17 protein-coding genes are annotated in these 14,484 nt (G+C 68.3%); all 17 read left to right on the top strand.

Annotated features, from left to right (window positions below; genetic code table 11):
• The first annotated feature begins 7 nt into the window (after positions 1–7).
• The 17 genes from IFU40_RS06095 (at position 8) to IFU40_RS06015 (ending at position 14,423) form a co-directional block, all read left to right on the top strand.
• Positions 8–253, top strand: a complete 246-nt coding sequence (locus IFU40_RS06095; protein WP_191925740.1) for a hypothetical protein — start codon at positions 8–10, stop codon at positions 251–253.
• Positions 250–612: a hypothetical protein gene (locus IFU40_RS06090; protein ID WP_191925739.1), complete on the top strand. Its 363-nt coding sequence runs from the start codon at positions 250–252 to the stop codon at positions 610–612. The genes IFU40_RS06095 and IFU40_RS06090 overlap by 4 nt, the downstream gene beginning before the upstream one ends.
• Before the next feature lie 70 nt (positions 613–682).
• The gene (locus IFU40_RS06085; protein ID WP_191925738.1) at positions 683–1,231 is read left to right on the top strand and encodes a phage tail tube protein; all 549 of its coding nucleotides are present in this window, start codon (positions 683–685) and stop codon (positions 1,229–1,231) included.
• Positions 1,231–1,548, top strand: a complete 318-nt coding sequence (locus IFU40_RS06080; RefSeq protein WP_191925737.1) for a hypothetical protein — start codon at positions 1,231–1,233, stop codon at positions 1,546–1,548. The genes IFU40_RS06085 and IFU40_RS06080 overlap by 1 nt, the downstream gene beginning before the upstream one ends.
• Positions 1,549–1,640: 92 nt before the next feature.
• Entirely contained in the window at positions 1,641–2,060 is a 420-nt protein-coding gene (locus IFU40_RS06075) for a hypothetical protein (RefSeq protein WP_191925736.1), read from the top strand.
• Positions 2,057–2,458 (top strand): hypothetical protein, encoded by a 402-nt coding sequence (locus tag IFU40_RS06070; RefSeq protein WP_191925735.1) that lies wholly within the window; start codon positions 2,057–2,059, stop codon positions 2,456–2,458. Before IFU40_RS06075 ends, IFU40_RS06070 begins: the two co-directional genes overlap by 4 nt.
• A 13-nt stretch (positions 2,459–2,471) precedes the next feature.
• Positions 2,472–5,873, top strand: a complete 3,402-nt coding sequence (locus IFU40_RS06065; RefSeq protein WP_191925734.1) for a tape measure protein — start codon at positions 2,472–2,474, stop codon at positions 5,871–5,873.
• Positions 5,870–6,826 carry a hypothetical protein gene (locus tag IFU40_RS06060; protein WP_191925733.1) on the top strand — a complete coding sequence of 319 codons (957 nt, stop codon included), beginning with the start codon at positions 5,870–5,872 and terminating at the stop codon, positions 6,824–6,826. Before IFU40_RS06065 ends, IFU40_RS06060 begins: the two co-directional genes overlap by 4 nt.
• 15 nt (positions 6,827–6,841) lie before the next feature.
• Positions 6,842–7,942, top strand: a complete 1,101-nt coding sequence (locus tag IFU40_RS06055; RefSeq protein ID WP_191925732.1) for a hypothetical protein — start codon at positions 6,842–6,844, stop codon at positions 7,940–7,942.
• Positions 7,943–7,950: 8 nt separating this feature from the next.
• The gene (locus IFU40_RS06050; RefSeq protein ID WP_191925731.1) at positions 7,951–8,832 is read left to right on the top strand and encodes a hypothetical protein; all 882 of its coding nucleotides are present in this window, start codon (positions 7,951–7,953) and stop codon (positions 8,830–8,832) included.
• A gap of 5 nt (positions 8,833–8,837) precedes the next feature.
• Complete coding sequence (locus IFU40_RS06045) at positions 8,838–9,377, top strand: hypothetical protein (protein ID WP_191925730.1); 540 nt, start codon at positions 8,838–8,840, stop codon at positions 9,375–9,377.
• A gap of 65 nt (positions 9,378–9,442) precedes the next feature.
• A complete protein-coding gene (locus tag IFU40_RS06040; protein WP_191925729.1) occupies positions 9,443–9,604 on the top strand; it encodes a hypothetical protein in 162 nt (53 codons plus the stop codon).
• Positions 9,604–10,551: a hypothetical protein gene (locus IFU40_RS06035; protein ID WP_191925728.1), complete on the top strand. Its 948-nt coding sequence runs from the start codon at positions 9,604–9,606 to the stop codon at positions 10,549–10,551. Before IFU40_RS06040 ends, IFU40_RS06035 begins: the two co-directional genes overlap by 1 nt.
• 2 nt (positions 10,552–10,553) lie before the next feature.
• Entirely contained in the window at positions 10,554–10,970 is a 417-nt protein-coding gene (locus IFU40_RS06030; protein ID WP_191925727.1) for a hypothetical protein, read from the top strand.
• A 7-nt stretch (positions 10,971–10,977) separates the two neighbouring features.
• Complete coding sequence (locus tag IFU40_RS06025) at positions 10,978–11,298, top strand: hypothetical protein (RefSeq protein WP_191925726.1); 321 nt, start codon at positions 10,978–10,980, stop codon at positions 11,296–11,298.
• A gap of 45 nt (positions 11,299–11,343) precedes the next feature.
• The gene (locus tag IFU40_RS06020) at positions 11,344–11,748 is read left to right on the top strand and encodes a hypothetical protein (protein WP_191925725.1); all 405 of its coding nucleotides are present in this window, start codon (positions 11,344–11,346) and stop codon (positions 11,746–11,748) included.
• 128 nt (positions 11,749–11,876) lie between these two features.
• Positions 11,877–14,423 carry a sialate O-acetylesterase gene (locus IFU40_RS06015; protein WP_191925724.1) on the top strand — a complete coding sequence of 849 codons (2,547 nt, stop codon included), beginning with the start codon at positions 11,877–11,879 and terminating at the stop codon, positions 14,421–14,423.
• The last annotated feature ends 61 nt before the right edge of the window (positions 14,424–14,484 follow it).

The following is a 14,484-nucleotide window of genomic DNA, read 5'->3' as shown; positions in this document are numbered from 1 at the left end:
GGTCGCGATGGCCGAGGACGTGAAACTCAACCTCCGCGCCATCAACGCGATCATGACGTCCGCCCCCGCGCAGGCGATCGTCGACAGCATCGGACGCGAGATGGCGGCAGCAGCCGGTGACGGGTTCGTGTACGTCGCCCGGCCGCACCCGCACACCGCTCGCGGCTACGTGCAGACCGGTAGCGCCCGCGCCCGACGCCAGCAGGCGAAGGACGCCGCGCTCGAGCGCGCTCTGGGCCAGGTGCAGCGGTGAGGTTCACCGACACCGAGGCTGAGGTCATCGCGTTCATCGATGAGCGAGTGGATCCTCCCGTCAGTCTGCGTGTGCCGTCGCCCCGACCTTCGAACTTCGTCAGGGTCTGGGGGAGTGGCGGCGACGGCCTAAACCGCATCGTCGACGACGTGCAGCTCACGATCGAGGTGTGGGCCGAAGACGACGCTGACGCCGCCGCGCTCGCGCTCCGCATCCGTGACCTGTTGCTCCAGGAGTACGCGGCCATGCCGCTCGTGCGACGCGTCGATGCGACTCGCCCCTACTTCATCCCGGATCCCGACTCCGAGGTCCCGCGCTACCGGTTCACCGCCCGCCTCCGGGTTCGGGCCGCCCGCTGACTCGCTCGCGCGCCCGCGTGAGCGCCCAACGCCGGTCATGCCCGGCTCACCACGAAGGAAAGAGACACCCATGGCCGTGAACGCGGACCTGGCCCGTATCTACGGGTCGTACTCCGACGCCGTCAACCTGGCCCCGCTCGGCACCACCCTGCCGACGACCATCGACGGCGTCCTCGACGCAGCCTTCGACGACGTCGGCTGGCTGCACAGCGACGGAATCACCGAGGCCCTCAGCGGCTCGGTCGAGAAGAAGCGCGGACACCAGGGCAACGGCATCATCCGCACCCGCATGAACGAGAGCGGCACCTCCATCTCGTTCATCGGTCTCGAGACGAAGTCGAAGATCCTCAACCTCCGCTACAAGGAGACCGCCGTCAGCATCACCTCCGATGTGCGCAAGGCAACGCGCAGCGCGGGCCAGCGCATCGCTGTGCGCTCCGCCGTCATCGACCTCTTCGACGCGGACGACGAATCCGCTAAGGAGCGGCTCATCATCCCGCGCTTCGAGATCGCACCCAACGGCGACCGCACCTTCGCGTCGTCGGACATCGCGGGCTTTCCCTTCATCGGAGAGATCATCGGCTCGTACACCCACCTGATGAAGGTGGCGGCGGCCTGATGTCCGCGGAGAACGAGGTCACGGAGGTCGTCGTCCAGGTCGCATCTCAGTCGGTCGCCGACGAGGCGCCGCACTACTTCGACCGCAACGGCCACCGGCACGAGATCGCCCAGCCGGGTGAGAACGAGCCCGCCGGCATCCCGGAGGGGACGCCTTCGCGCGAGTGGACGAACGCGCAGCTCGACAGCCTCGCCGTTCGCGACGGCGTCGACTTCACGGGCGTGAAGAACAAGAGCGATCGCCTCAAGCGGATCGAGGCTCACCGCGGGGGCGCCACGGACGAGGCTGCGGCCGATCCTGCGCTCCCTGCGGACTGAGCCCGCACAGACCGGTGGGCGGAGTTTCCTCCGACGGCTCCGCCCACCGCCCCTTCCCATCACGTCGGAGAACACAGTCGGAGGAGACTGAAATGGCCAAGATCCCCGAGGGCGCGACCGTGCCCCAGGACCACCAGACCAAGACCGAGAAGCCGAAGGTCGAAAACGTCCAGATCGAGGTGCCCGAGCTCGACGCGAAGGGCATGCCCACGTTCGACGACGACGGCAACCAGAAGACGCGCACCGTCGACGCTCGCCGCACCACGGTGAACGACATCGAGGTGACCGTGCTCGAAGAAGCGCTCGACGACTTCGAGCTGCTCGACGACATTCGCGCCGCGGGCGACAACGGCGACGCATCTCGTCTGCCGTCGCTGCTGCGACGCCTCGTCGGCGACGACTACAAGCGCATCCTGGACGAGCTCCGCGACCCGGTCACCCACCGCGTCTCCGCCGCCAAGGGCTCGCAGTTCGTCTGGGACGTGTTCGGGGCGCTCAACCCAAACTCGTGACGCTCGCGGGCGCCCTCGCTGAGCACGAGGGCGCCCTGCGGGCTTCCCTGCAGGCCGTGTACGGTCTGCGCCTACTCCGTAGCGGTCGGACCGAGCCTGCTCGCACGCTCACCGAGGTCTGCGACTACGTCGCGCACCTTCCGCATGGCTGCCCCCTATGGGTCGAGGCCGGTGGGCCGCTCGCTCTCACGGAGGAGGCTCTTCTGCTGCGTGAGGCCGTCTACCGCCTCGACGGTCTCCTCTGGTACGAGACCGAGCAGAAGGGCCCGAAGCCGGAGCGCATACCCCTCCCGCGGCCCGCCGCCGAGATGCGCGCCGAGCAGCGCGAGCAGCACGACCGCATGGCCACGAAGGCACGCAAGCACGCAGAACGCGAGCTAAGGCGGTCGACGACGTAGGGGGGAGATCGGCATGCCCTCTGGCGTCGAGATCGCAAACGCATACGTCGCGCTGCAGGTGAAGATGCCCGGCGCCGCCCGGGATATCGCCGTCGAGCTGGGCCGCGCGGCCCCGGCGACGGCATCCGTGGGCCGGAACATCGGATCCAGCATCCTCTCCGGCGTCGGCTCGGTGCTCAAGGGCGGCGCCGTCGCCCTGGGCACCGTGGCCGGCGCCGCCATCGGCACGGCCCTGTTCAAGGGCTTCCAGCGCCTCGACGCCATCGACACCGCCCGAGCGAAGCTCACGGGCCTCGGTAACGACGCTGCGACCGTGCAGGCCGTCATGGGCAACGCCCTCGCCGCGGTGAAGGGGACCGCCTTCGGTCTCGGTGACGCGTCGACCGTGGCCGCGCAGCTCGTCGCTGCGCAGATCAAGCCCGGCGAGCAGCTCGAGGGCGTGATGAAGTCCGTCGCGAACAGCGCAGCGGCAGCGGGCACCGGCATCGGCGAGATGGGCTCCATCTACGCCAAGGTCGCCTCCGTCGGCAAGGCGCAGAACGACTCCCTGCAGCAGGTCGCCCAGCGTGGCATTCCGATCTACCAGGAGCTCGCTCGCTCGCTCGGCGTCTCCACCGACGAGGTTTTCAAGCTCGCCTCCGACGGCAAGATCAACTTCGAGCAGTTCTCCGCCGCGATGACCTCTGCCGCCGGCACCGTCGCCTCCGAAATGGGCGGCACCGTCAAGGGCTCCTGGGCGAACTTCATCGCCTCCCTTGGCCGTATCGGCGCCGGTCTCATGTCGGGCCTGTTCCCGAAGGTCGCGCCGGCCATCCAGGCAATGACGAAGGCCCTTGGCCCGCTCGAGGAGATCGCTGCAGAGGTCGGCACGTCGATCGCTACATGGCTGAGCCCCGCGATCGACAACCTCACGACCAAGATCGCCGCCGTCGACTTCCGACAGGTGTACCAGGCCGCGATCGACATCAAGGATCTGCTCGGCACGGGCTTCACGGAGAACGAGCTGAGCGCCATGATCTCGCCGGAAGCGGCGGACCGGCTGCAGTTCGCGCACAACAGCATCGCGGGTATCTACGACCTGGTCGTGAAGGGCGACTTCACCTCGAAGCTGCGCGACGCGTTCGGCTTCGAAGAGGACTCCGGGTTCGTCACGTTCGTGCTCGGCGCGCGCGACGCGATCGGTTCGTTCTTCTCGTCGCTCACCTCGGGGGACTTCTCCGGGGCAGCATCCAGCATCGGAACGTCTCTGCAGACGCTGTCGCCCGCACTGTCGGATTTCGGGGCCCAGCTTCCCAAGGTCGGCCAGGCCGCGGCGAAGATCACCGCGGGCGGCGTCGACGTGCTCACGCAGGTGCTGTCGTTCCTGGCCGACAACGTCGACACGATCATCCAGTTCATGCCGCTGATCGTGGCTGGGTTCATCGCCTGGCGCGTCGCCGGCACCGCCGTCGCCAACGCCACACTGGCGCTGCGCACGGCCGAGCTGATGGCCACGCCGGTCTACTTCGCCAACAACGTCATGCGCAACAACTCGGTGCGCATCGAGCGTGAGCTCGCGCTGGCCAAGGCCGCGTCCTCGGGTGCGACGAACGTGGCGGCGGCGGCGACGGCGCGCGGCACGATCGCCACCCTCGCGGCGTCCACCGCTTCTCGCGTTGCGGCGGCGGGTCAGTGGCTGCTCAACGCTGCGCTGTCGGCGAACCCGATCGGCATCATCATCCTTGCCATCACGGCGCTGGTTGGTGCGCTGGTGTGGTTCTTCACGCAGACGGAGCTGGGACAGCAGCTCTGGGCGGGGTTCGCTACCGGAGTTGCCACCTTGGCGACGTGGCTGTACGAGAACGTGCTGCAGCCGGTGTTCAACGGCATCGGAGTGGCGTTCGCGTTCCTGTGGCAGGGCATGAAGCCGATCTTCGACTTCATCGTCGGCTACTACCGGTTCTGGGGTGCCGTCGCCGTCTGGCTGTGGGAGAACGTCCTTGCCCCTGGGTTCGCGAAGATCGGCGAGGTGTTCGTCTGGCTCTACCAGAACGTCATCGCTCCGATCGTCGCCAACATCGTGGGCCAGATCCGCCTCTGGGGCGCGATCTTCGGATGGCTCTACGACACGATCGTGCAGCCGGTGTTCAACGGGATCATGAACGTGCTCGGCACGGGATACGCGTGGCTGCGAGACAACGTATTTTCGCCTCTCGGCACCGCAATCGATTCCATCGGGCGGTCCTTCGAGGTCGTCGGCGCTGCAATCGCCGTTGCGTGGGAGGGGATCAAGCGATCTGCGGCGGATCCGATCAACTTCGTCCTCGACACGATCTGGAACAACGGTCTGCGTTCGTTCTGGAACGACCTCGTTCGGACGCTGAAGATCGAGGACATGGCGCTGCCCGCGGCGCCGCTGATCAAGTTCGCGTCGGGTGGCGTCCTTCCCGGTTACACCCCGGGGCGCGACGTGCACCAGTTCTGGTCGGCCACCGCGGGAGGGCTCGCGCTCTCCGGTGGTGAGGCGATCATGCGCCCGGAGTTCGCACGTCTCGTCGGCGGTCCTGCCGGCGTCGACGCGTTGAACGCCGCGGCGATCTCTGGGCGTCTTCCGTTCGGTGACGGGCCCGGGATGATCGCGGGCGACGTGCTCGACTCGCTAGCGGGCATTGCGGCGATCGCTTGGGAGTTCCTGACCAACCCCGACCAGGCGATTCAGAAGCGCGTTGTCGACGGGATCATCTCCCCTATGGCGGCCGATCAGAACCTGTTCGGTCGCACCGTCGCGGGCCTCGCGTCAAACACCCTCAAGTCCATGTCCGGCATCTTTCCCTCCGCCCCGGCGGCCGCGGGTAGCGCTGGCATGGGCTGGGAGGCGATGTGGCGGGTCGTCCAGGCGGGTATCCCGGGGGCGGTGCTCACGAGCGCTGCGCGGCCGGGCGCAGTCACCGCGAACGGCGGCCAGTCGTACCACGCCCTCGGGCGCGCGATCGACCTCATCCCCGCCTCGATGGCCACCTTCAACGCCGTGGCGAGCATGTTCCCGAACGCGTCCGAGCTGATCTACAGCCCGGCCGGGAAGCGGCAGCTCCTGAACGGGCAGCCGTTCGACGGGTGGAGCGACGCCGTCCGCGCGCAGCACTTCAACCACGTGCACCTGGCGATGGCGAACGGCGGTGTGCTGCCGAAGCTGTACGACCAGGGCGGGTGGCTCCCGCACGGTGGCATGGCGATCAACATGTCGGGTCGGCCCGAGCCGATTCTGACGGGCGACCAGTGGGACGCGATGAAGAACGGTGGCATGCCGTCCGAGATCGTGGTCCGCGACGTCGACGGGGTGCTCGTCGGTCGCATGAAGGTGGAGGCGGCCGACCAGGTGCGCGCTGCAGCCGAGGCAGATGACCGGGCATGGGCCGGAGGGAGGAAGTCGCCGTGATCGCCACCCTGAGCCCCGAGTCCGCGTTCACCCCCGTCCCGCACATTCGCATCAGCATCGTTGAAGCGGATGCGTGGGACGGGGGCAGTCCGCTCACCACGGGCCCCGACAGCGTGAACGGTGGCGGCCCGACCACCTCAAGCTTCGGGTTCGACGCGGGCTCGCCGATCTCTCGGTCAGTGAATCTCCCGGAGGGCACCGACACCGTCACCCTGTGGTGGCGAAGCGAGGGCGTCACGGACCTCGTCGCCGGCGCCGTGCGGCGTCCCATGACGACGGCATTCGGGCACCTCGACGTGGAAGCAGGATTCGACGTCAACACTGGATACGAGGTCGAGTGCTTCGACGGCACCCGCTCCCTCGGTCGGGTATGGCTCGGGTCCGCGATGCTGCCCTGGACGGGCGACCCCGACGGGTGCATCGTCCAGCAGCCGCTGAACCCCTACCTCAACGCCGTGGTCACGAACCTCGATGGGTCGTGGCCTTCACTCACCTGGAACGCCCCCGGTGAGCTCGTGCGTGTGCAGGGAGCCCGCTACCCGACGCTGGTCGGCGCGGGCCCTCGCCAGGCGGCGGAAGAGGTGGCGGTCGACTTCGGCGCGCCGAGCCGATCCGTCGCCGCTCGGGTGCGCGCGACCTTGGGCTCGCAGTCGGAGCCGCAGCTCCCGGTGTGGCTGATCCGCACGCACCAGGGCATCCTGCCCCGCCGGTTCTACGCGCACGTGAAATCGCTCAAAGAGACCGACCTGGATCGCATGGGCGATGACGAGTGGTGGTCGGAGTTCACCGCGACGGTGGCGGAGATCGCGCGCCCCGCGCCCGGCCTGCAGTTGTCGCCCCTTTCGTACGCCGACCTCGACGCGTCCTACGCCTCGTACACGGCCCGAGACGCGGCGTACGGGTCGTACGACCTCATGGACACCGACTGGGCGCTCTCGGGCGCTGCAGGCTGACGGGAAGGGGGCGGGATGCGACCCGCGCAGGACACCACTCGTCAACTGATCCGCGATCTCGCCGACGGCCGTGGCGGTTTCGGTGTCGAGTGGACGGCGGACCTGATGTACGACGGCGATCGACGTCTCCGTGGCCTCGACATCGGCGAGCCCAGCATCTCCTGGGACCTCGGCCGGTTCACCGTCGCGTCCGGGTCGGTGCCCGTGGTCTGGTCAGATGCGTTCGGCACGAGCATGATCCCGAAGGAGATCGGCGATTGGTTCTCACCGTTCGGTGCTGAACTGCAGGTCGACGTGCTCATCCGTGCTGGCGAGTACGTGGACCGCATCCCCATGGCGCGGCTCGTGATCGAGTCGGTGCCGGCGGCCGAGGACCGGCGGATGCTGTTTCAGGGCGTCGCGTTCACCCCGGGGGAGTCGTTCACCGTGAACGTTTCCGATCGCATGGTGAAGGTGGCCCGGGACGAGTTCCGGGTGCCGACGGCGGCGACGTCGCGGTCGGCGTGGGGCGAGATCCAGTCCGTGACGCGGTTTCCCATCGTTCGTTCGTCGACGGATGCCACGGTGCCCGCGGCGATGGCGTATGAGGGCAAGAAGGAAGACGTCGTCTCGAAGCTGTTCGACCTGATGGGGCAGTGGCCGCACCTGACCGCCGACGGGGTGCTCACGGGCATGCCGAAGGCGTGGGGTTCTCCCGTCGACAGGGTGCGCGGCGTCGTTTCCTCGCCGATCGAGATGACCGCGGAGAACACGTACAACTGCGTGATCGTCGAAGGCAAAGACGACGCTGGCGCGCCGATCTACGCGATCGCCGAGGTGCAGGACGGCTTCCTCCGAGTCGCCAACCCCGGCGGTGGGATGTCGCCCTTCGGGGTGAAGCCCTTCCGGTATGCGTCCGAGTTCCTCCGTAGCTACCAGCAGTGCGCGGACTACGCCGTTGAGCTGCTCGAGCGTGTGTCCCGGCTGCGCGGCGTGACCCGCGAGGTGGTTGAGCCTTTCAACCCGCTCCGCGAGGTCGGTGACGTTCTGACCTTCGACGGCGGGCCGGTCCGCATCACGAAGCTCACTCACAGCGGCGCCGAGACGAAATACACCGTCGAGGTCCCCGACCAGTAGGAGGCGCGATGGGTGAGGCAGCACGGCGCGCCAACGACGAGAAGTCGAAAGTCGTTCCCCGCATTGGTCGCTACGTCGGCGCCGACGGCGGACACGCGCTCGTCGACCTCGGCGACCAGCGCGTCCCGGTGCAGTTCGCGACGCCGTGGGTCCCGACGATCAACGAGCCGGTGTGGGTCGACTCCGTCGACGGTCGCCTCCGCCTGGTCGGCCCCACCAGCCCGAAGCCGGGCATCGGCGTCGTAGAGACGATCAACACCGCTGGCACGTCCGCCGTGGTGCAGACCGACTTCGGCAAGCACACCCTCATCGTCGCCCCGACGAACCCGCTTCCGACCTCCGGCGACACCGTCGGCATCCAATGGTCATCGCAGCCGTGGTGCACGCTTCTCATCGACGTGCCGGATCCGACCGCGCCGCCGCCGGCACCGATCGGGGGCGGCGGGACCACGCGTACCGCCGAGTTCCGCGCGATCGACGCTGGCTCTACCGATCGTGACCGTCCGCGATGGTGGACGGGGCAGCCGTGGTCGTCGGATAGCACCTATGGCGCCTGGTTCTACGGCACGCAGATCAAAGACACGATCCCCCCGGGCGCTGAGTTCGTCGCGCTCGAGTTCTACGTCGCGTGGAGTCGCCGCCGCTACGGCGGTTCCCGATTCGCGCTTCACACCGACCCGTACAAGGCGGGTATCCCGTCGATGGGTGCGGTGACGGAGTGGAACCCCAACGACGGGTGGCAGACGCCCCCGAATGCCGAGGGGTGGTTCGGCTCGCTCAAGGCTGCCGGCGGGCGGTATGGCGTCGGCCTGGACCAGGGCGGCTGGGAAGAGTTCAAGTCGCTCGCGCAGGACGGTATGTCCGGCGCGCTGCGCATCACCTGGAGGTAGAGACGATGGGACATAGCAAGGGCGCGAGCGGGGCGATCACCGTCACCCCCACGCCGACACAGACCGTGGCCGACATGCAGGCTATCGCCAACCGTGTCGAGGAGATTGGTGGTCTTATCGCCGGCACGGCGGCGCAGCGTGCGGAGCTCACGAGCGCTGAGGTCCGCAACGGTTGGATCTTCGCCGAGAGCGACACTGGTCGCCTGTTCTGGCGGCGGAACAACGCCTGGGTGCGTCTCAGCCCCGTCGGCGGCGGTTTCGTTGTCGACGTCACCTCCACCAAGGACCAGGACGGGGCCACGAACGACGGCATCATCACCGTGACGCACGGGCTCGGCTTCACTCCGCGCGCTGTCGTCGTCACGGACCGCAACGAGGGCGGCGTCCCGTCGCTGCGAAAGGTCGTCGTGACCGCGCGCAACGCCACGCAGATTCAGTTCGCCGTGTACGTCCCGCGCATCGTCAAGGTCGGCGACAACTACGACCTGCAGGCGCAGCTCCTGCCGAACAACCCCGTCGAGTTCGACTGGATTGCGTTCCAGTAATCCCGACTCCGCCCCCTCGCCCCCGGCATCTCGTCGGGGGCTTCGTCATGGAAGGAACGCCTCGCATGGCTGATCCGAACGACTACACCGACCCCACCCTGCTCGAAACCCTCCGCGACACCGGGGCCCCGCGCATCCTCACGACCCGCACGGACGGCACCACCGTCTACGTCGCGCTCGGTGACGCGGGCGAGCTCGTCGAGGTCGACATCACCGGGGGTGCCTGATGGTGCTCGCCTGGGGCAACGCCGTCGACATCGGCCACGGCCGCGGGCGTCTCGCACGCGACGCCGCCGCCTCGCTCGCCCGCGTCGACGTCGCGATGCGCTCTGCCTTCGGGCGCGCCGCCGATATCAACGAGGCATGGCGCTCGCCGGCCGATGCCGATGAGAACTACCGGAACTACATCAGCTTCCTCAACGGCGGCCCGTGGGCACCGATCGCGCTGCCGGGCGACAAGTCTGTCCACTGCTTCGGCTACGCCGTCGACACCGACGACACCTCCGATGCGCAGATGCGCATCTGGAACGACAACGGCTGGTACTGGACGGTCTACCGCAACGGCAAGCTCGCCGAGCGTTGGCACCTTGAGTACTTCGCGCACCTCGACAACCACCGCAACAACCCCGCCGGGACTCCGGCCGGAACCCAGTCCGAGGAGGACGACATGTACGACGACAACGCCAAGCAGGACGCCGCCAACCGGCACGCGGACCAGATGCGAGAGCTGAGCTTCCTCCGCCCGCTCAAGCTCTATGCCCTCGTCGACGAGAACGGCGCCGGCGGCTGGGTCTGGATCGGCCCGTCCGGTCGCTGGTGGGCCGTCCCCAGCCCCGCCTACGCGACCCTCGTCGAGGCGCAGAAGCTGTCGCAGGCCACCCCCATCCGAGCCATGCAGCGAGCGGAGTTCGACTTCCTCACGAACCAGCTGCTGGGTGGCCTCGTCCCGGACGGCCGCAACGAGTTCCACGCCGAGGCCGAGCTGAGCAAGATCCTCAAGCTCGACAGCGCGTCCGTCGACAGCCTCGTCGAGGGCATCAAGTCCGCGCCCCTCGTGCTCACCTCGGCGCAGTTCAAGACGCTGACCGACGCCGTTGGCGCCGCTGTTCGCTCGGGCGACGAGGACGGCGCGCGGAATGCGGTGGCGGCGCTCACGCTCGTCACGGACGCCTGAGCGTGCGTGCTCGCGTCCAGCGGGCATGGGAGTCGATTACCGAGCCCCGTCACCTCAAAGCGACCTACTTCGTGTTCTACGGACTGGCGCTGCTGACCGGGCTCGCGACGCTCATCCGCCCGCCACAGTCCATCGAGGGCGCGCTCGGCGCGTCGACGACCGCTCTGTGGGCGGCATTCGTGATCATGGGCGGCTTCGGCGGCATGCTCACCGTCTTCCCCGGATGGTGGTTCGCCGAACGCCTGTCGATCGTCATGATCTGGCTCGGCGCCGGCATCTACTTCATCGTCGTGCTGTCCCTGCACATCGCCCAGTCAGGATCCCGCCTGACACAGATGGGGTGGATCCTGATGGGCGCCGGGCTGTTCTTCGTCCGGTGGATCATCATCCGGCGGTACAGCTTCGAGCCTCGGAGGTGACCCCGCCGTGACCATCGAAGACACCGTGAAGCTCGTCATCGCGCTGACCTCCGGTGGTCTGCTCGTGAAGATCCTCGACTGGATCCGCGACGCGCGGAAGGGGCACCTGCAGCAGCGCCGCGCCGAGGTCGACGCGGCCATCGCCGAGCGCGACAAGGCACGCACAGAGCGAGACGATGCGCTGGCAGAGGTCGGCTGGTGGGAGCGGTGGACTCGCATCCTCGAGGAGCACGTCTCCCTCGTGCGGCGCCGCTACATCGACGCCCCCTGCACAGACCCTGGGGACCTCGATCCCTACCCGCCGCGGCCGAGCCGCGACAAGCCCTGACCCTGGCATCCGCCGGGGTCTTTCTCGTCCCGGAAGGACACCCTCATGGACATTGCAATCCCCGCCGCTCCCGCCGGCATCCTCACCCTGCTCGCGTTCTTCGCCCCGTACGCGATCGGCGCGCTCAATGGCGTCCTGCCGTTCGTGCGGAAGCCGTGGCAGAAGAAGCTCGTCTCGATCCTCGTCGCCGTCGTCCTCGCCGCGATCGTCGTCATGTTCTACCAGAACATCACTGGCGAACCCATCGGCAACATCTGGGTGTTCATGCTGCTCGCCGTCGTGCTCGTCGCCGCGTCGTACGCCCTCGTCACCCGCGGCACCGCGAAGGCCGTCGAACGCGCCACCGACCGATCCCTGCCCGACCCGAGCCTGTCGACCCGCGAGCAGTACCAGGCCGCGGTCGACCCCCACACGGCGCGCTACCGCGACCCCGGCGCGCACAACGAGTGACCCGGTTCCTCGTGACGGCGGCCTCCCTCGCGGGGGCCGCCGTCTTCCTCGCCACCATCTACCTCTCACCCACCGTCGCGCGGCGTCACACGCCCCGCTGACGCTCCGAAAGACCAGGAGGCTCCGCTATGGCCGATGTCGTTGGCCCCATCCAGCACAAGCGCGGCACGTCGTCGCAGTGGGCTGACTCGAATGTCCCTCTCCGTAGCGGCGAGATCGGGATCGACACCACCCGCCGCCGCATGAAGGTCGGAGACGGCAGCTCGCTGTGGACCGAGCTGCCCTGGGTCACGCCCGACGCCGCCACCATTCAGCGCCTCGAAGACCTCGCCGACGACATCGCCGACGCGACGAGCGTCACGGACGGCGTCATCGCATCCCGTCTTGAGACGCCGGGCACCGCAGCGCGCGCCGCGCTCACCAAGGCTGTCGCCAACCCCGACGACATCGGGTTCGACATCATCCTCCTCATGGGTCAGTCGAACATGGCCGGCCGCGGAAACCCCGCCGACCCCAACCTCGACGTCCAGGACCGCCGCATCCGGAGTTTCGGAAACTCGGGCGGGTACGCCAACCGCATCGCGCTGGCCTCCGAGCCCCTCGCACACCACGAGTCAAGCAGCGGCGTCGGCCCCGCGCTCGCGTTCGCGCGCCGCTACCTCGCCGCGGTGCCTGTGAACCGGAGCGTCCTGTTCGTTCCTGTCGCGCACGGTGACACCGGTTTCCAGACCGTCTCCGCATCCCCGGGAGCAAACCAGCGAGTCCCAGGCGTAGCCGGCGGCGGCACCTGGCGCCCGAACGGATCCGGCGTCAACCTGTACCAGAACGCCGTGGCCCAGGCACGTGCGGCCCTCGATGCCGCCGGTTCCGGTGCCCGCATTGTGGCCGCCCTCTGGGTGCAGGGCGAGGCGGATAGCACCACCGGATCCGTCCTCACAAAGGCGCAGTACTCCGCCGCGCTCGACGACATGATCGCCACGCTCCGATCGGACCTCGACGTTCCGGACCTTCCCTTCGTCGCGGGCGGTATGACCGCCGAGTGGATCGCTGAGGGCGTCGCGTCGGCTGCCGCTGGATACCCGTCCCAGATCAACGCTGCGCTCATCGATACTCCGCGCCGCGTCGTGCGCTCTGCGTTCGCCTACGGCCTCGGCTCGGGCAACAGCAACGGGCCGACGGACCTCATCCACTACTCGGCCACCGCCCAGCGCACCATCGGTGGCAACCTTCACCGCGCGTATCTCGCGGCCCTCAAGAACGTCTCTGGAGTCGCGCCCGTTGCACCAGCGACCGTGACCCTGCGGCAGTCGGGGTCCAGTGTCATCGTGTCCTGGAGCGCGGCTCAGGGTCGCGCGATCGACTACTTCGTGGAGTACCGCATCGGTAGCGGGGACTGGACGACCTTCGACCACGACGTCTCGGTGGCCCTGTCGCAGACGATTACCGGCCTGTCCTCGGGCCAGGCGGTGCGCGCGCGCGTCTCCACCGTCAACGGTCAAGGCACGAGCTCGGCAACCGCCTCGTCCACGCTGACGATGGCATACGCCCCCAACCCGGTCACCGGCGTTAGCGCCGGCGTCGCGTCGGGGTCGGCGCTGCCGATCTCGTGGAACGCCCCGGCGACGGACGCCACCCACTCGGAGGCGACCAGCTACCTCGTCGAGTACAAACAGACGTCGAGCTCGACGTGGCTGACGTCTGGCACGGTCACATCGACGAATTCGACCATCATCGGTCTGTCGCCGTCGACGTCGTACGACTACCGCGTCACCGCCCGCAACGCGCGAGCGTCCGCCGCGGCCATTCAGGGTGGCCCGACGGCCACCGCGAACATTGCGCCGCTCCTGAACGACGTGGGTGTGTCGGCGTTCCGTGCGCTCTCGGTCAGCCGCAAGCTCCGCTCCGCCTACACGGGGGCGGCGGTCAAGGTCCGACGCTCGAGCGACAGCACGACGTCGGACATCGGGTTCGACGGGAACGGTGTCCTCGATACCGCGGCGCTGCTCGCGTTCGTCGGTTCGGGATCCGGATACGTTGACACGCTGTACGACCAGTCCGGCAACGGTCGTCACCTCACGCAGGCGACGACCGCGGCGCAGCCCACCCTCGTCAGCGGCGGGTCCGTCCTGACCGTGAACGGTAAACCCTCGATGACGTTCGACGGCACCGACGACATCCTGTTCTCGACAACCGGGGTGGGCCTCTACGCCGCCGGGGCTGCCACCTCGCTCACTGTCGCGAAGGGCACCAGCACCAGCACTGGAGCGATCGTGGCGGAGGGCGGTGCCGCCAATAGCGCTTCCCGTTACCTGCTCGAGTACGCGACCAGCACGGGAGCCCTGGGGCAGCAGACCCGCACGGAGACGTCGGTGAACCTCTCCAGCATCACCGGAGCGGGTCACGACAACGCGACACTCCACGCAGGCAGCATGGTCGACACCGGGTCGTCCATCTCTCTGCGCGTCGATGGGGCGCTTGTAGGCGCGCAGTCGTCCTACGTCCGAAGTGGTGCCGTGAGCGTCGATCGCGCGAGCGTCGGAGGATCCATCCAGGGCACACCGGGCATCTTCTTCGGAGGCCAGATCGGCGAGGTCATCACGTGGTCGTCGGCTCTGACCGACACCCAGCGCATTACCGGTGAGGCTAACGTGAAGGCGTTCTACGGCACACCCTGAAAGTCGAACACTTGAGCCCCCGTCGGCGCGCTCCCCAATTCGGTGGGGGCGTGCTGACGGG

This window comes from Microbacterium sp. CFBP 13617, from assembly GCF_014839445.1.
Lineage (GTDB): Bacteria > Actinomycetota > Actinomycetes > Actinomycetales > Microbacteriaceae > Microbacterium.
The sequence above is the reverse complement of the archived record's forward strand: the minus strand, read 5'-3'. Positions and strand labels throughout refer to the sequence as shown.